The following is a 17,598-nucleotide window of genomic DNA, read 5'->3' as shown; positions in this document are numbered from 1 at the left end:
GTCATTACCTTTCCCTTTCTGTTTTGTCAGTGCGTGTATCTTTCGTTGCCAGTCCACTTCCGCTGATCGGAATCTTATCTCCTAAATAAGTCGGCTTTGGCTGTATCCACAGATTGACCACTTCCTTATCTCTCGCAGCCACTTCGCGCAATTTGCAGATCCAGATATTACGGTATTTCATCCGTTTATTCGGTGCGGCATAAGCATCCAGTCCCAATTTACGTGCAGCGTACACCGCGCGATATGCGTGATACTTTTGCGTGACAACAACCGGATTATGTACCTCAAAAATATCTCTGGCACGATACATGGATTCATACGTTGAAAAGCCTGCATGATCCATAAAGATCTTATCCTCCGGGACATCCAGATTCGCCATAATATAGTCTTTCATTCCCTGTACTTCATTATAGCCTTTCCTGCCATGATCCCCGGTCAACAGGAAACGATCCGATACCCCCGCACGGTATAATTCGATCGCACGATTTAAACGATCACGAAGCATTAAGCTTGGCTCCCCATTGGGCTTCATGCCTGCCCCTAATACCAATATGCAGTCGGCTTTCGGCATACTGTTTTCCTGCCCCGTCTCATATACATAACCTTTGGCGTAATGCACCACATACGCATCCATGCCAAATATAACGGTTGCTCCTAGCGCAGCAACAATTCCACATCCGATCAACATTCGTTTGATCCCTTTCTTATGTTTTGTAATAAAAGTTTTCATGTCCCCTCCGATCAAAACAAAAAATGTACGTATTTTCCTGATAAACAAAGAAAAATCCCGGAGAATGCTTTCCTGTCCACAAAAACGTACACTCCGGGATCCGTATCAACATTGGGTTATGCTCTATTACTCAATGGATGTCACTTCGTAATCTTTCGCTTCTACTGTCTGCTTCAATACATCATCTGCGATGTCTGCAGATAACGTAACAACTGCTGTCCCTGCCTCGTGGCTTACCACAGCCTCTGTTACCTGATCCAAACTCTCCAATGCTTTCTTCACTGTTGCCTCGCAGTGTCCACACATCATTCCGTTAATTTTCATTGTTTTCGTCATCGTTGTTTCCTCCTCATTATATACTATTTTGGGCTGAATTTGTGAATTTCCAGCTCTTTTTTTATCTTTATGGGCATCATATATTTTGCAGAGATTCAATCTCAATGCATTGGATACCACGCAAAAACTGGACAGACTCATTGCTGCAGCACCAAACATAGGATTTAACTCCCAGCCAAACAACGGGATCCATACTCCCGCCGCCAGCGGAATACCGATCACATTATAGAAAAATGCCCAAAACAGATTTTCGTGAATATTGCGCAGCGTTGCTCTACTCAAGCGAATTGCCGCAGGCACATCGCGAAGTCTGCTCTGCATCAAAACCACATCTGCTGCATCAATGGCAACGTCTGTTCCGGCGCCGATCGCAATACCCATATCAGCTCTGGTCAGAGCCGGTGCATCGTTAATGCCATCTCCAACCATGGCAACCTTACCATATTGCTGCAGGCGTCTGACAACCGCTTCTTTGCCATCCGGAAGCACTCCGGCGATCACCTCATCTACGCCGACCTGATCACCAATTGCTTTCGCAGTGCGTTCATTATCACCGGTCAACATAACGACCCGCAGTCCCATACCCTGCATCTCTTTAATAGCAGAAAGACTGTCTTCCTTGATCACATCTGCAACTGCGATAATACCAAGCAATTTGCCATCTTTTGCAAAAAAGAGTGGTGTCTTACCCTGACCCGCCAAGCGGTCAGATACCAGTGTGATCAGTTCTTTCTGCTCTGTCGAACGACCAGAGGCTGGCGCAATTGACTTTTCCTGCTCTGTCGAACGACCAGAAGCTGGCACAATTGACTTTTCCTGCTCTGTCGGCCGATCGAATTTCTTATTCTGTGAATCGATTCGATCGCTATACACTTTCTCGAGTGAAATCGTCTGCTCAATAAACTTTCGACTGCCTCCCATTATCTTTGCGCCATCGCACATTGCTGACAATCCATTTCCCGGCAATACCATGAATTCTTTTGGTTCTATCGCATTTACCGCATGCTCCTGTCCGTATTTTAGGACTGCCTTAGCAAGCGGATGCTCACTCTTCTGCTCCAGAGAATATGCATACAACAACAGTTCTTCTGCTGTAACACCATCCACCGGAATCATATCTGTAACCTGCGGTTCGCCTTTCGTGATCGTACCTGTCTTATCCAGACATACAACATCCATCTTACCGGTCTCTTCCAGCGAAACGGCTGTCTTAAACAATATTCCATGCTTCGCACCGACACCGTTTCCCACCATGATTGCGACCGGCGTAGCCAGTCCCAACGCACACGGGCAGCTGATAACCAGTACGGAAATGCCTCTGGCTAATGCAAAGCCGATGCTCGCGCCGGTAAGCAGCCAAACAACCATCGTCACTGCTGCAATAACGATCACGGTTGGCACAAATACTCCGGATACTTTATCAGCGACCTTGGCAATCGGCGCTTTCGTTGCTGCTGCATCGCTAACCATTTGAATGATCTGTGACAACGTCGTATCCTCGCCGACACGTGTTGCCCTGCATTTCAAGAAACCAGACTGGTTGATGGTTGCTGCTGATACCGGGTCATCCTTTTGCTTGTCCACCGGAACGCTCTCTCCTGTAAGTGCCGATTCATCCACCGCACTATTGCCATTCAGCACGATGCCATCCACCGGTATCGTTTCTCCGGGTCTGACCACAAAGATATCGTCTTTTTGTACACTGGCAATATCCACTGTCACTTCGGCGCCATCTCGTACAACGACGGCAGTCTTTGGTGCAAGTCCAAGCAAACCCTTGAGCGCATCCGTTGTCTTTCCCTTCGAGCGCGCCTCTAACATTTTGCCGACTGTGATCAATGTCAAGATCATCGCCGCAGACTCAAAATAAAAGTCGTGCATATACGCCATAACCTGCTTGTCCGCGCCACGCATCACAGCATCCGTCATGGCAAACAATGCATATGTGCTATATCCAAATGCCGCTGTCGCACCTAATGCTACGAGCGTATCCATATTAGGTGCCCGATGCCACAAACTCTTAAACCCACTAATGAAGAAATGCTGATTGATCACCATAATAATGATCGTGAGAAGCATTTGTGTCAATCCCATCGCCACATGATTCCCTGCCATCCATTTCGGCACCGGCCAATTCCACATCATATGCCCCATAGAAAAATACATAAGTACTAGCAAAAAGCAGACCGACCACAGCAAGCGCTTTCGCAAAAGCGGCGTGGTGTGATCGACAAGTTCCTCTTCGAGTGCTCCCTGATTCTGCGCATTCCCGGATTGCACGTCTGCACCCTTTATTTTGGCTCCATATCCTGCATTTTGTACCGCCTCAATGATGGCATCACCAGATGCACTTCCTTCTACCCCCATCGAATTGGTAAGCAGACTAACGGAGCACGAGGTAACACCCGGAACTGCGTTGACTGCTTTTTCCACCCTGGCACTACACGCCGCACAGCTCATTCCTGTTACAATATACTGCTGCATTTGAACCTTCCTTTCTGTGAATTTTATAACTCAGCTTTCGTTGACGGTTACCTGTCATAAATAGATCAGCTTTCGTTGACAGTTACCTGTCATGAATAAATCAGCTTTCGTTGACAGTTACCTGTCATGAATAGATTGTCCTGCGGCTACTTCATTAATTTTTGCAGGACTTTTACTAATTCATCCACCGTTTCCTCTTTCCCATCCTTAATATCCGTTGTAACACAGGTTTTTATGTGATTTGCCAATAAAACTTTATTAAAACTATTTAATGCGGCATTTGCTGCAGCTACCTGTATCAATATATCCGGGCAATACGCATCCCGTTCTACCATGCCTTTAATGCCGCGAATCTGTCCTTCGATACGATTCAAACGATTGAGCAGATCTTTATACTCCTTATCATCTCGCACCTTCGTCTTGTGACATGGACAAAGTTTTTCTTCTGCCATATTATTTATTCTCCATTCCGCAAACGCTTTCGTGTCAGAGAAATCGCAAGCTACCTGTCTATGCGGATTTTATTCGCATATGTTCGTCTCTGCGATCAAGGCTGCTTTGTGACGTCTGCAGCACAAATAGCCGATATCAAGCTACACTATAGGAAACCAAAAATTTCCCGCAAAAGAAATACCCTACAGGGGTATCTCCGCTCAGGATATACCCCTGTAGGGTATTTGTCAAGAATTAAATTTCTCATTTAGACAGCATGCCGCTGCATGTAACGGTGCAGGACTTAGCTTATTTTTTCTCAACAACTTTTATTTTCCATTTCTTCGCCAGTTTCTTGATCCATTTCTTGTCTGCTTTGCGAAGTTTTTTGTTAATCACAAGCTTTTTAGGTACACCATTTCCCTTATGTATGTTTTAATCTTTTTCTCTTAGGTTTTTTATTTACAATTATTCATCTTTAGGTTTTATTATTAATTGTCTGCTATCTTTTATTAAGGTCGGCAAAGCAACCGGCGTAACCTACATCTCATTGCCAACACTTTGCCGCCTCTCATTCAAAATTATATTAAAAATTACCAACTGTAAGAAGTTTAACTTGCTTCAAATCTCTGATTAGTCTGCAAAAAGTGCAGTTGACAAATATCTGTCACCTGTATCCGGTAATAATACGACAATGTTCTTGCCTGCATTTTCCGGACGATTGGCTAAAATAGTTGCTGCATGCAATGCTGCACCGGAAGAAATTCCTACCAATACACCTTCCGCCTTAGCAAATGCTCTTCCTGCTGCAAATGCATCTTCATTCTCAATCGGAAGCACTTCATCGTAAATCTTAGTATTCAATGTATCCGGCACGAAACCTGCACCGATTCCCTGAATCTTATGAGGTCCTGCTTCTCCCTTAGAAAGAACCGGAGACGTTGCCGGCTCTACTGCTACAACCTTGATATCCGGATTCTGCTCTTTTAAGTACTCGCCGATACCTGTAACTGTTCCACCGGTACCTACACCGGCAACGAAGATATCAACTTTTCCGTCAGTGTCTTTCCAAATCTCCGGTCCTGTTGTTGCACGATGTGCAGCCGGATTAGCTGGATTTTCAAACTGACTTGGGATGAATGCGCCTTCGATTTCTTTTGCCAGCTCTTCTGCTTTGGCAATAGCACCCTTCATACCCTTAGCGCCTTCTGTTAAGACAAGCTCAGCACCATATGCTTTTAACAAATTACGACGCTCTACACTCATTGTCTCAGGCATTGTCAAAATAATACGGTAGCCTTTCGCTGCTGCTATAGATGCCAAACCGATTCCTGTATTTCCGCTGGTTGGCTCGATAATAACAGAACCTTCTTTTAATTTGCCGCTTTTCTCTGCTTCATCGATCATCGCTTTAGCGATACGATCCTTAACACTTCCTGCCGGATTAAAATACTCTAATTTTGCCAAAAGAGTTGCATTAGCTCCTGCCTGTTTTGCAAAATTCTTTGCATTCAAGATCGGTGTTCCTCCGATCAATTCTGTAACGCTTTCATAAATCTTTGCCATGTTAGTGTCCTCCTTATATTAAAAATGTTATTAGTGATCATTATTTTTTAATTGCTTACTCAAACTTCCCATACCCATTTATGTTACGATGTCCCATAATACTTATTATGCGGTATATTTACTATCATTTTACAGCCTTAAACGCCTCATCCAAATCCTGAATGATATCATCAATATGCTCGGTACCGATAGAAAGACGAATCGTATTTTTATAAATACCTACTTCCTCCAACTCCTCTACCGTCATCTGTGAATGTGTAGTACTTGCCGGATGAATTACTAAGGACTTCACGTCTGCTACATTTGCCAGCAAAGAGAAAATCTCCAAGTTATCAATAAAGTCTTTCGCTGTGCGATCATCACCCTTAATCTCGAAGGTGAAAATGGAACCGCCACCATTCGGGAAGTACTTCTTGTATAATCTCTGCTGCTCCGGATCATCCGTTACAGATGGATGATGTACGCGCTCTACCTGTGGATGATTGTTCAAATATTCCACAACTTTCAATGCATTTTCCACGTGACGCTCAACACGAAGAGATAATGTCTCTAATCCCTGTAGGAAAATGAATGCATGAAATGGGGAAAGTGTTGCGCCTGTATCACGAAGCAAGATAGCACGGATTTTTGTAACAAATGCTGCCGAGCCAACTGCTTTTGTAAAGCTGATTCCATGGTAACTTGGGTTTGGCTCTGTCAAAGATGCAAATTTGCCGGATGCTTCCCAGTCAAACTTACCGCTATCAACAATGACACCACCAATCGTAGTTCCATGTCCACCAATAAATTTTGTTGCAGAATGTACAACAATGTCTGCACCATACTCAATCGGACGGATCAGATATGGTGTTCCAAATGTATTATCAATGACAAGTGGAATCTTGTGTGCATGTGCAATCTTTGCAATGCCCTCAATATCAACAACATCTGAATTTGGATTTCCTAATGTCTCAATGAAAACCGCTTTGGTGTTGTCCTGAATTGCTGCCTCAACCTCATCAAAATTTGCAATATCTACAAATGTAGTCTGCACGCCATCCTGAGGAAGTGTATGTTCCAGATAATTGTATGTACCACCATAAATATTACTTGCTGATACAATGTGGTCACCATTCTGCGCCAATGTCTTCAATGTATAAGAAATTGCTGCTGCACCGGATGCTACTGCAAGTGCTGCGACACCACCTTCCAGTGCTGCAATTCTCTGCTCAAAAATATCTGCTGTCGGATTTGTTAAACGTCCATAAATGTTACCTGCATCACTCAGGCCAAAACGAGCCTCTGCATGATCACTATTGTGAAATACATAGGAAGATGTCTGATAAATCGGTACGGCTCTTGCATCCGTAACCGGGTCAGCCTGCTCCTGACCAACATGCAACTGTAATGTCTCAAACTTCAAATTTCTGTCTTCTCTCTTTAACTTTGCCATATTTCAAACTCCTTTTCTGTACTAATTTCACATGTTCTCTGACACCGCATAATATGAGGCGTCTTGCACTGTCTGTTTCAAGTGATGAACTGAGTATACTACTATATTCCTAGTATGTCAATAGGGTTTATATACTTTTTTTATTTTTTCAAAGATTAGGGCGCAATATCTCCATACTGCTACCGCAGTTATCATCCATTTATTCTCCCACTCGCAAACTTTGTGCCTACGGCACAAAGTTGCCATATCTCCATACTGCTACCGCAGTTATCATTCATTTATTCTCCCACTCGCAAACTTTGTGCCTACGGCACAAAGTTGCCATATCTCCATACTGCTACCGCAGTATGGAGATATTATCGCCCCGCGCAACGACTGTATGATACCCAACGCTTTCTACACGCCGCTCCAAACAATTACGGCATTCGGCTGCCTCGTCTCCGGTGCATACTTTTCCATCATATAAGGAATACTTTGCACGCACTGCCACCGGAGACAAATTTGGCATAAGAACATTAGCTCCTGCCAAAATACCAAGTTCACGTCCCCGTGGATGAATGGTCGCCAACGCTGTTGTCGCTGGAAGCAATACATCTGGCTGCATAATACGCAGCAAACTGAGCAAATATAATGTCTGTTCCAAAGTTCCCTGTGTTTCATTCGCAAACGGCGTGTCTTGATGCGGTATAAACGGGCCGATCCCTATCATCTCCGGATGTAGTTCATGGATAAACAAGAAATCTTCTGCCAGATCTGCCGCTGTCTGTCCGGGACTGCCTACCATAAATCCGCACCCCGTCTGATAGCCAATTTCCTTTAGATCACGAAGACACTGTTTTCGATGCGATAACGACATGCTCTCCGGATGCAATTTACGATAATGCGTATCATTGGCAGTTTCATGACGCAATAGATAACGGTCTGCTCCCGCCGCAAAAAAACGCTCATAGCTTTCCCGTTCCCGCTCTCCAATCGACAAAGTGACCGCATGCTCCGGGTAGCGCCGTTTAATTTCCCGGACAATATCCACAATCTTGTCATCTGTGTAATATGGATCTTCTCCGCCTTGCAGCACAAACGTCCGAAAGCCCAGGCGATCTCCCTCTGCGCAGCACGCTAAAATATCTTCCTCAGATAAACGATAGCGATTCGCCTTTTTGTTGCTGCATCGAATGCCGCAATAATAACAATCGTTTTTACAATAATTTGTAAATTCGATCAAACCACGTACAAATATTTCTTTCCCATAATATCGGTCTGCGAGTGTCCGCGCCTTATGCGCCGCATATTCACGGTTTTCTTCACTTGCACTCTCAACCAGAGTGATCCACTCCTCTTTTTGCAAGGACTTTTCCTGCTCCAAACGATCGATCAATTCTATTGTATTCATATGAATCCTTTCTTCTATATAAATAACCCAAACTTTGCACATCAAAAATTGTCATGCTGTCACATATTGCTTATTATGTCAAAGAATACTAAGTATTTTGCAGCCACTACATAGTGATTTCTGCCGTCAGAGAACTATAGTAATTGCCTTGCCGCATTTTCGTTTTTAGTGATTTCTAGATTTTGTTGTCTCTGATGATTGATTTACATGCCTTACGTAAACTTAACCGTCCCGGAAGCAAGGTATTCATCATTTTTGAAAGGGACTTTGCGCTCGTCGTTACTTATGTCTCGTACTTCAGAGACATTAAGTAACGTGACGTAGCGCATCGTAGCGAAAGCGTCCCGTCAAAAATGGATGATACCTTGCTAAACCGGGACATCTCAGACACTCCTTCAGGCATGTATTCATCAGAGACTTAACAAAATAAGAAATCACGTAAAAACTCAGCGTTCTGCGGCAATTATCTTAGTTCTCTGACGGCAGAATAAGTTAGTTTGTCGGCTGCAAAATATCATAGTTATTGCTGACATAATAAGCAATATGTGACCCGACAGCAGCTTTTGATGTGCAAAGTTTGAATATATAATTATAAAGCAAACATGGAACACTGCAGCCCCGCCGCACTGTTCCATCCTATCACAAAGTTCTATTCTGCTTTTATTCTGCAGATCACATCACTGCGTACTGCAATGCTCACTCTGTCTCCGGTCTGCAGATCGTACCGCCACCGGCTACAATACCATCCCGATAAAGGACAAGTGCCTGTCCCGGCGTTACTCCACGCTGCGGCTCCTCAAAAATACATTCGTAAAGATCATCAGCCCTACGCACAATATGGCATGCTGCTCCGGCATGGTTATAGCGAATCTTTCCCTGATACACTGCATTTTCGTCAAACATTTCCTCGCCCATAAAATTCATTTCACGTGCGTATACGTGATGCGACAAATTATGTTCCAAGCTGCCGATCACAACTTCATTTGTCTCTGGACGAATCTGCACTACAAAGGCAGGATATCCGAGTGCGAGTCCCAACCCCTTGCGTTGTCCTACTGTATAATGAATAATTCCTTTATGCTGTCCCAAAATATGTCCACCTACATCCACAAAGTTACCGGGAACCGATGGTTTCCCTGTTGCCTGCTCGATATAGGAAGCATAATCACCATCCGGTACAAAACATATTTCCATGCTATCCGGCTTGTGAGCTACTGGCAGCCCCACTTCCTCTGCGATCTGACGCACCCGTTCTTTTTCATATTCACCGACCGGCATCAGTGTTCTGCGAAGCTGTTCCTGCGTCAGGTTGTATAACGCATAGGTCTGATCTTTGCGCGCTGTCACCGAATTAGCGATCGCATAGCGTCCATTCGGTAACTGCTTGATACGTGCGTAATGTCCTGTCGCGATATAATCTGCTCCGATCTCTATACTTCGCTGCAATAACGACTCCCACTTCACATAGCGGTTACATGCAATACAGGGGTTCGGTGTACGTCCTGCCTGATATTCACGCACAAAATAATCGATCACGTTGGTTTGAAATTCCTGCTTAAAGTTCATGACATAATAAGGAATCTCCAGCACATCTGCAACGCGTCTGGCATCATCAACCGCACTCAATCCGCAGCATCCGCCCTCATGTTCTAATGTACAGACATCCTCATCCTGCCATATCTGCATTGTCACACCAATCACGTTGTAACCCTGTTCTTTTAATAAATAGGCGGCTACCGACGAATCGACCCCGCCTGACATTCCTACTACAACTGTCTCTTTCAACTTAATTCCTCACTTAACGCTTATTCCTGCTGCGTTATACTATTTAGCAAGTTCCAACATTTTGACAAGTGGTGCATTCGCTTTTACACGAAGTTCCTCATCCATAGTCACTTCCGGTTCCATCTCTTCCATTGCACGAACCACTTTCTCTAATGTGATTTTCTTCATATTTGGACAAAACTGGCGATGTCCGACAGAATAAAAACGTTTATCCGGGTTTTTCTGCTCTAACTCAAAGAAAATTCCCATCTCCGTACAAATAATAAATTCTTTGGCATCTGATTTCGTCGCATAGTCTAATATCTCAGAGGTACTACCGATAAAGTCTGAGATTTCCAGCACATCTGCCGTACACTCCGGATGTGTCAGAACCGGTGCATTTGGATGCAGTTTTTTGGCTTCTTCCACATTTTCACGATGGATACTCGTATGCACATGGCAAAAACCATCGTTAAAAATAAATTCTTTTTCCGGCACTAATGTCGAAATGTAACGGCCCAAATTGTTATCCGGGATAAAGAATATATGTTTATTAGGAAGAGACTGCACTACGCGAAGTGCATTAGAGGATGTTACACATACGTCCGAATATGCCTTGATCTCTGCCGTCGAATTGACATAACAGACAACTGCCACATCCGGATACTGTTCACGCACCTGCTGGATTTTGGCAATGTCCACCATATGCGCCATTGGACAATCTGCAAACTCATCCGCCATAATGACACGCTTACCCGGATTTAAGATCTTAGCACTCTCTCCCATAAAAGAGACACCGCAAAATAAAATGTTTTGCTGGCTCACTTCTGTGGCTTTCTTAGCTAGAAAGTAGGAATCACCGACTAAGTCTGCAATCTCCTGAACCTCTCCATCTACATAATAATGTGCCAAAATCACAATATCTTTTTCTTTCTTCAGTTGCTCAATGCGTTCTCTCATCGTAATTACCATACCTTCCTTTCAAATGTACAATATACGCTGATTAGTCTAGCATACTTGCGAAATATTCTCAATGTGTTTTTATGAAATTGCCATCAGTTCTTAATGGCATACTCGCTGCCGTAAAGTGCTCGCAGCTCTTCCTTCGTATTATACTGCTCGCCTAAGCAAAATTCTTTGGACCAAGTCATATAATACGCCCACGGTACATGTGATCTTGCCAGCAAAGCAACATCCGGATCGTATCCCACTTCTGTCAGCGCGGCCACTTTATGTGTTGTCGTGTTCGCGCGAAGTTCTTCATAATAAGAGGAGTAATCCGTTGCTTTTTTCTCCGGCAGATAAATATCCCATCCTATCACATCTACATACTCATCTCCCGGATACGCCTCTTTCGTCGGTGCACTCCACACCCACAAAAGGTTGTTCAAAGCGAGTTCATCCACAAAATAATGATACATTTTGCGATATAACTTTGCTGCTACTTCGCCGCCTTTGGATCCCCACCAGAACCAAGTGCCTTCTACTTCATGAAACGGACGCCACAAGATCGGGATTCCTGCCTCCGCAAACTTCCGCAGTTCTTCACCAATGCTCTTTAGGTCACGATAAAACGCTGCCTCCTCGGCAGAGCCTTCCTGCAAAATCTTCGTCGGATCAAAGTCCGTATGCTCTGTATAAAACGCTTTGTCTCTGCCTCCCATCGGTGAAAACCAGTGAAAGCAGATCGTGAGGATCACGTCTTTTTGTGTGGCAAGCGCAAGTGCCGTCTCCATCGTATGCTGATTCTCCCGAACCTCCGTCAGGCATGCTTCCGAAGCATCTTCCCAATTAATATTTCCCGAATACGACAACATCTCAAACCCAACGACTTTAGGATAATGCCCTGTAACCTCATGGATATACTGATATTCCTCCATCGGATTGGTTTGTGTATGCTGCCCGGTCAAAATGCTTGTCCCACTGCAGCGAGCAAGATATTGTAATAATTCACGTGCCTCCGGTGTTGCATTCGAATTCACCGGAATGGTATCTAATAATGCTGTTTCCATAGTTCACACCGACCTTTCTTACATTTGCTTGCGGACAACTTGATATTCATCTCCATTGCGGTAATAGGGGCATTTCGCACGCTTGTCCGACAAAAAACGTACCAGATCATCTTCATCCATATTAACATCGCATATATATTCTTCCAACTCCTCGTCGTACATAAAGTTAGCGCAAGTATCACATTCCATGTTCTACGTCCCTTCTTTCTATTTGCGCATAAGTATAACATAAAATCGGCATTAGGACAAAAAGAACAATTCTTGGTGATGTCACGCTACACAACAGCAATTTTCTGTTATCCAAAAAGTGCAAAACCAGCATTTTGCTCTGCAAGAATTGCTACAGCAAAATGCGAGTAAGTACGATACTTGCTGCCATCCCGGCAACCGTGCAAAGCAGTGCTCCTGCCAATGTCCACCGCATTCCGGTGACCGGTTTATGGTCTTTATCCCCGGTTGCCATAAAATATACCGATATTGTATAAAAAATCGTTTCCGAGCAGCACATAAATAATGATGCCATAAAACCCTCGGTCGAGTCCGTTCCAAATTCTTTATAAATGTCTAGCAAAAGTCCGGTTGCTGCGGAGGACGAGATCATTTTGATCAGCGAAAGCGGCAATAATGCTGCCGGTAAAAACACTTTTTCCGTCCATGGTGCTGCAACCGATGCAATCCCCTCTAAGATTCCCGATGCGCGCAGTATTCCAATAGCGATCATCAACCCGATCAACGTAGGCAGTACCCCGGCCACAACACGGAAACCATCTTTGACACCATCGACAAAGGCATCGAAAATATCCACCTTGCAAAACAACCCATATCCCAATACATAAAATAGTAATAGCGGTATCGTCAAATTGGAAATATATTGAATGATCACTCTTCTCCTCCATCTGAATTTGCCAATCAACACAAAATTCAGTATAATACAAGAGATCCTGTTTTCATTTTATATTATGAAAACACTTATATAGATAGAACAGCAGTTAGAAATAGCTGCCTATAGTATACGGAAATGGGGATTTGTGAAGTATGTATACCACTTTTATTGCAGATGACGAATTAATTATCCGTCAAGGTTTACGTTGTATATTGGATTGGGAAGAACTAGGATTTCAAATTATTGGCGAAGCCGCAAATGGCGCCGATGCTTTGGATTTTATTATAAAAAATAATCCGGATTTGGTCTTGTTAGACATTCGAATGCCACAGATTCTTGGCACTGAAATCGTGCGGCGTGCGAAAGAACAGGGTTTTACCGGTAAATTCATCATTTTAAGCGGATTTACGGATTTTGAATATACGCAGGCAGCTATTCACTATGGCGTAGATTATTATTTAACAAAACCGATTGATGAAGATGCTTTATTGGAAACCGTCAAAAATATTGCACTGCAGCTTGATACAAGTAAACATCAGCAAGAAATGTTCTTGGAATACAAACGCAAGGCACACGATATGATCTTGCATGATATTTTGACCGGTCAGGATATCCCGACTGCACCTGATGACTTTGATTACTATCCAAAAGCAGATTGCTATCAGGTGATCATATATGAAAAATACAGCCACAATGCAGAGCGGATCACCTATCGTTTTTCAGATCTGCTTATGGTTACGAATGAAGATAACAATTCCTATGAAGCGATCACGATTGATGGCAATGAAGTCCTGTTATTAAAGGGAACTTTCATATTACAAAAGTTCCAAGATTTTTTGGAGCGTTATGAACGCGAGCAGAAGCCACAGACTAACTCGCCACTCGACTCCCTTTTTATCACCTATGGACGCACTGTCACTTCTCCAAAGGACATTCACACTTCCTATGAAGAAGCACTTCGATTACTACAGCGCCGCTTTTTCTGCGAACATAAGCAGCACACGATCGGCTACAAACAATTGCCACAGTTGGAATCTCGTAAACCTTTTGAGATCAACCAAGATGTTTTGCAAAATTACTGTAAGCAATTGATCGGATATATTCAGGCCGCAAAGCGTAATCAGGTTGCTGAAACGCTGCACGATCTCGAAAATAATTTATACAACTCTGCTGAAGATATTCAAGAGATTAAATTATTTTTGACCGATCTGTATCTGACGATCAAGGAAAAGCTGTCGCATCTCTATCACAATGCAGATATTCCATTTCCTGGCAATGGCGACATTATCGCCTTTGTCGGAAGTCGGTATTATTTGTATGAGATTATTTTGTATTTTACGGAACAATTTGAATTGATCATGCGTGCTATTGGCAATCCGTCAAGTGATAGTGTAATGGATGATATTATTCATTACATCGAGCATAATTATATGGACAATATTAAACTGGAAAATATCGCTCCATTGTTTGGGTACAATAGTTCTTATCTCGGCAAGATTTTCAACAAAAAGGTCGGCGAAGGGTTTAATGTATTTATCGACAAAGTACGCATAAATCATTCCAAAGATCTCTTGATCAACACCGAACTTAAAGTGTATGAGATTGCTGAGAAAGTCGGATATCGCAACGTGGATTATTTCCATACAAAATTTAAGAAGTATGTAAAAGAAAGTCCGGCAGAATTCCGCAAGAAGAATAAATAAACAAAAGCAAAGCCAGCACTTTGCGATGATATCACACTACATAACAGCAATTTCCTATCAACAAAAAAAGCAAAGCCAGCACTTTGCGATGATGTTACACTACATAACAACAATTTCCTATCAACCAAAAAAGCAAAGCCAGCGCTTTGCGATGATGTCACACTACATAACAGCAATTTCCCATTCCATAAACAAAGAACGCCTGAACCAGCATTGCCGGAACAGGCGTTTCTTCTGTTTATTCTTCTTATCCTCGAAAACTCAAGTGTTCTGGTTATTTTGAACGAAGTAGTTTGGCTTCCTCTAATACCAAACGATAATTTCTTCGCCAAACAGAAGGGAACTGACTGCTTGGTAACGGACAGCCACGCACTCCAATTTCTAATGTAATCGAAGGTATTTTCTTCTTATACACCACATATTCCCGAAAGTTTCCTATACTCGGCTTGCCGGTATTATATCCTGCTGAAGAACCGTATCGCGTCAATGCGACAGCGCGACGATACATCGCAGTGGTCACCTTTCTGACGTTCCCCCGTTTTGAACAGCCGCCAAATGCGATCGAACCCATTGCATGATAATTTACCACACCCTTTAACTTCGATGTCTTCCTGATTTTACGAAGCAAAGATAGGATTGCCTTTGTCTCTGGTTCACTTGCTGCATGAGTGCCGGTGTATCCCTCACTTCCACGTTTCTGATATCTTGCACGATAGGATACCGGATAGTTACGATTCAAATCAACGCCTCTGGCATTTGCTTTCCATAACCGATGACGGTTTGCCCCCGGCATTTTTCGCAGGGTTTTACGCAAGGATGCCTTATGTATCGCTCTAATTCCATATTGTGATATCGTTACACCATCTGGATTTGCCATTGGTACATAATGAACGGCAATTTTTTCAAAAACATTGACGGGTACTGTTCCCGAAATAGAACGGTAATAATTTTTAAGATAATATTCAATCTGTGCCATGCAAAGCTGTGCCGTCATATATTCTCGTGCATGAAGATTCGATACAACAAGCAAGGTTTTCTTGGCATTCGGATTGCCGATGATCACATCATATAAATTCCTTCCGTCGACCGATTTTCCAATCACTTGATAATGTACACGATCACCATAGGCGGCTTTGAGCTGATGAATATCCCGACTCATCTCGCTATAGCTGTAGCGCTGATGTTTTGTGTTGACAATCGTTTTGGTAGAAAACCACCTGCTGAGCTTACTATTTTCTTTATTGATCGCTTCTGACTGATAAGAAACAATTTTATATCTGTATTTCTTATTTGCTTTAATTCGCTTGTCGTCAAAACGGCAATTCTTCGTCGTACCTACATACCGGAACGCCTTGTTGTTCATCTGACGATATATCAAATACTTTTCTACATTTTTCGCTTCATTCCAAGTGATCACGAGACGGCTATTGTTTTTCCCGTAACAGATCTTAATGTTGCTGACCTTTCCCGGCCGTTCTATCGGAACTGCAGGAGTTTCTGTCGGTTCTGGCTCCAGTGTTGGTATTGGCGTCTCTGTTGGTTCCGGCTCCACGGTTGGTATTGGCGTCTCTATCGGCTCCACGGTTGGTATTGACGTCTCTACCGGCTCCGAAGATGGCTCTCTTGTTGCCGCCGGTGTCTCTGTCGAATCAGCAGATGGTTCTTCGGTGTCCGCTGATGCCTTGACAAATGCTTTCGTTGGCACTGTACATTGTGAGTTTTTACTCACCGCCGCCTGTCCGGTAACCCCCTCACTACATACCAATGTGGCACACAGGAGTATACATAGTGCTTTATTCCATCTGATTCTTTTTATTGTTGCGTTCCTTTCCTCATATGCTGTCTTTTCTTTCCTAATTGTTGCTCAGATTATATTGTAGCACAAATGTATTAAAATGTAATGACCGACTAACACTTAATTTCTCTATCCTGATGCGATTTTTCTAGCTGGCAGGGTAGAGATTTCGGCTGGCCAGATCCTGATTTCTCTGCCCCGGCTCTACGTTTTTGGCTGGCAGGGTAGAGATTTCGGCTGGCCAGATCCTGATTTCTCTGCTCTGGCTTCACGTTTTCGGCTGGCAGGGTAGAGATTTAACTACTCCCAGCCTGATCAACATCCACTTTAGTTTAATTCTCTCACCTGTCCGTACATTTTCCCTTCGGATTTCTTGATTTCCACAAGAACTGTGAAATTCATTGTTCCACGTCCACCAAGAGCATTTTCACATTCTACAGAAGATTGCACTTTATAGCACTCATCAAATTCATCATCCCCGTCCATCTTCGTTACATACGAACTCTCAAATGTTGGGAAAATTGCCGTAGATGGTGCATCCAATTGTTCCTTTACCAACTTGGTCGCAAAATTGTATACTTCTCCCTGTGTTGACGTATACGAAGCCGCCCCATTGATCGCATTATTCACATCCGGATTGCTACATCCTGTCCCAAATAATGCACGCATGCAAATTGATAATGCTACTCCCATTGACATAATTTTTCTTTTCATTGTTATCCTCCATTTCTAAACAAAAATTATAAGTACAGTTCTAGTGTAACAAGCCCCTGTCATTCTTCTTTTCAAAATCTGCTGTTATAGTAACAAATATCAACCATGGATCACTCAGCGTATAAATTGCTAAAACTTCCCATATCGGAAGTTACTGTAAGAACCACATATTGCTTATTATGTCGATGGTCTAATTATATTTTGCAGCCGCTATATAGTGAATCCTGCCATCAAGAAACTATAGCAATTGCTTTGCCGCAATTAGTTTTCAGTTGATAGGAAATTGCTGTTATGTAGCGTGACATCGCCAAGAATTGCTTTAGCAATTCTTGTAGAGCAAAACGCTGGTTTTGCTCT

General features: G+C 43.2%; 14 protein-coding genes. 1 reads left to right on the top strand and 13 read right to left on the bottom strand.

The window, feature by feature from the left end; all coding sequences use genetic code 11:
* Nucleotides 1-4: 4 nt before the first annotated feature.
* The 11 genes from DXB73_RS06590 to DXB73_RS06545 all read right to left on the bottom strand — a co-directional run bounded on the left by DXB73_RS06590 (nucleotide 5) and on the right by DXB73_RS06545 (nucleotide 13,029).
* The gene (locus tag DXB73_RS06590) at nucleotides 5-730 is read right to left on the bottom strand and encodes an ElyC/SanA/YdcF family protein (protein WP_118690528.1); all 726 of its coding nucleotides are present in this window, start codon (nucleotides 728-730) and stop codon (nucleotides 5-7) included.
* 126 nt (nucleotides 731-856) lie between these two features.
* Complete coding sequence (locus DXB73_RS06585) at nucleotides 857-3,550, bottom strand: heavy metal translocating P-type ATPase (protein ID WP_118690527.1); 2,694 nt, start codon at nucleotides 3,548-3,550, stop codon at nucleotides 857-859.
* Between the two features lie 146 nt (nucleotides 3,551-3,696).
* Nucleotides 3,697-4,002, bottom strand: coding sequence for a metal-sensing transcriptional repressor (locus tag DXB73_RS06580; RefSeq protein WP_118507742.1), 306 nt, complete (start codon nucleotides 4,000-4,002; stop codon nucleotides 3,697-3,699).
* Nucleotides 4,003-4,615: 613 nt separating this feature from the next.
* Nucleotides 4,616-5,548, bottom strand: coding sequence for a cysteine synthase A (gene cysK / locus DXB73_RS06575; protein ID WP_022025613.1), 933 nt, complete (start codon nucleotides 5,546-5,548; stop codon nucleotides 4,616-4,618).
* 124 nt (nucleotides 5,549-5,672) lie between these two features.
* Nucleotides 5,673-6,980, bottom strand: a complete 1,308-nt coding sequence (locus tag DXB73_RS06570) for an O-acetylhomoserine aminocarboxypropyltransferase/cysteine synthase family protein (protein ID WP_118690526.1) — start codon at nucleotides 6,978-6,980, stop codon at nucleotides 5,673-5,675.
* A gap of 337 nt (nucleotides 6,981-7,317) precedes the next feature.
* A complete protein-coding gene (hydE, locus tag DXB73_RS06565; protein WP_118690525.1) occupies nucleotides 7,318-8,370 on the bottom strand; it encodes a [FeFe] hydrogenase H-cluster radical SAM maturase HydE in 1,053 nt (350 codons plus the stop codon).
* 696 nt (nucleotides 8,371-9,066) lie between these two features.
* Nucleotides 9,067-10,155: a tRNA 2-thiouridine(34) synthase MnmA gene (mnmA, locus tag DXB73_RS06560; RefSeq protein ID WP_118690524.1), complete on the bottom strand. Its 1,089-nt coding sequence runs from the start codon at nucleotides 10,153-10,155 to the stop codon at nucleotides 9,067-9,069.
* Nucleotides 10,156-10,194: 39 nt separating this feature from the next.
* On the bottom strand, nucleotides 10,195-11,106 hold the full coding sequence (gene nadA, locus DXB73_RS06555; RefSeq protein ID WP_118507744.1) for a quinolinate synthase NadA: 912 nt from the start codon (nucleotides 11,104-11,106) through the stop codon (nucleotides 10,195-10,197).
* An 83-nt stretch (nucleotides 11,107-11,189) separates the two neighbouring features.
* Nucleotides 11,190-12,146, bottom strand: a complete 957-nt coding sequence (locus DXB73_RS06550; protein WP_118690523.1) for a glycosyl hydrolase — start codon at nucleotides 12,144-12,146, stop codon at nucleotides 11,190-11,192.
* Nucleotides 12,147-12,164: 18 nt separating this feature from the next.
* A complete protein-coding gene (locus DXB73_RS14510) occupies nucleotides 12,165-12,335 on the bottom strand; it encodes a DUF6472 family protein (protein WP_022025938.1) in 171 nt (56 codons plus the stop codon).
* 151 nt (nucleotides 12,336-12,486) lie between these two features.
* Nucleotides 12,487-13,029, bottom strand: a complete 543-nt coding sequence (locus DXB73_RS06545; protein WP_118690522.1) for a nucleoside recognition domain-containing protein — start codon at nucleotides 13,027-13,029, stop codon at nucleotides 12,487-12,489.
* 152 nt (nucleotides 13,030-13,181) lie between these two features.
* Here DXB73_RS06545 and DXB73_RS06540 point away from each other — a divergent pair, with 152 nt between their 5' ends.
* Nucleotides 13,182-14,732, top strand: a complete 1,551-nt coding sequence (locus tag DXB73_RS06540) for a response regulator (RefSeq protein WP_118690521.1) — start codon at nucleotides 13,182-13,184, stop codon at nucleotides 14,730-14,732.
* A gap of 274 nt (nucleotides 14,733-15,006) precedes the next feature.
* Here the strand turns inward: DXB73_RS06540 and DXB73_RS06535 are convergent, their stop codons facing one another.
* A complete protein-coding gene (locus DXB73_RS06535) occupies nucleotides 15,007-16,461 on the bottom strand; it encodes a M14 family zinc carboxypeptidase (RefSeq protein WP_118690520.1) in 1,455 nt (484 codons plus the stop codon).
* 393 nt (nucleotides 16,462-16,854) lie between these two features.
* Nucleotides 16,855-17,241, bottom strand: coding sequence for a hypothetical protein (locus DXB73_RS06530; RefSeq protein ID WP_118690519.1), 387 nt, complete (start codon nucleotides 17,239-17,241; stop codon nucleotides 16,855-16,857).
* Nucleotides 17,242-17,598: the final 357 nt, after the last annotated feature.

It is taken from the genome of Clostridium sp. OM05-6BH (assembly GCF_003481635.1).
Classification (GTDB): domain Bacteria; phylum Bacillota; class Clostridia; order Lachnospirales; family Lachnospiraceae; genus Butyribacter.
Note: the sequence above shows the minus strand (reverse complement) of the source record. Positions and strands in the feature narration are given on the sequence as shown.

Excerpts from the sequence above, each read along its gene's own strand:
- hydE (WP_118690525.1), bottom strand. The coding sequence starts at position 8,370 with ATGAATACAATAGAATTGATCGATCGTTTGGAGCAGGAAAAGTCCTTG.
- DXB73_RS14510 (WP_022025938.1), bottom strand. The coding sequence starts at position 12,335 with ATGGAATGTGATACTTGCGCTAACTTTATGTACGACGAGGAGTTGGAA.
- DXB73_RS06540 (WP_118690521.1), top strand. The coding sequence starts at position 13,182 with ATGTATACCACTTTTATTGCAGATGACGAATTAATTATCCGTCAAGGT.
- nadA (WP_118507744.1), bottom strand. The coding sequence starts at position 11,106 with ATGGTAATTACGATGAGAGAACGCATTGAGCAACTGAAGAAAGAAAAA.
- cysK (WP_022025613.1), bottom strand. The coding sequence starts at position 5,548 with ATGGCAAAGATTTATGAAAGCGTTACAGAATTGATCGGAGGAACACCG.
- DXB73_RS06585 (WP_118690527.1), bottom strand. The coding sequence starts at position 3,550 with ATGCAGCAGTATATTGTAACAGGAATGAGCTGTGCGGCGTGTAGTGCC.
- DXB73_RS06530 (WP_118690519.1), bottom strand. The coding sequence starts at position 17,241 with ATGAAAAGAAAAATTATGTCAATGGGAGTAGCATTATCAATTTGCATG.
- DXB73_RS06590 (WP_118690528.1), bottom strand. The coding sequence starts at position 730 with ATGAAAACTTTTATTACAAAACATAAGAAAGGGATCAAACGAATGTTG.
- DXB73_RS06580 (WP_118507742.1), bottom strand. The coding sequence starts at position 4,002 with ATGGCAGAAGAAAAACTTTGTCCATGTCACAAGACGAAGGTGCGAGAT.
- DXB73_RS06550 (WP_118690523.1), bottom strand. The coding sequence starts at position 12,146 with ATGGAAACAGCATTATTAGATACCATTCCGGTGAATTCGAATGCAACA.
- DXB73_RS06570 (WP_118690526.1), bottom strand. The coding sequence starts at position 6,980 with ATGGCAAAGTTAAAGAGAGAAGACAGAAATTTGAAGTTTGAGACATTA.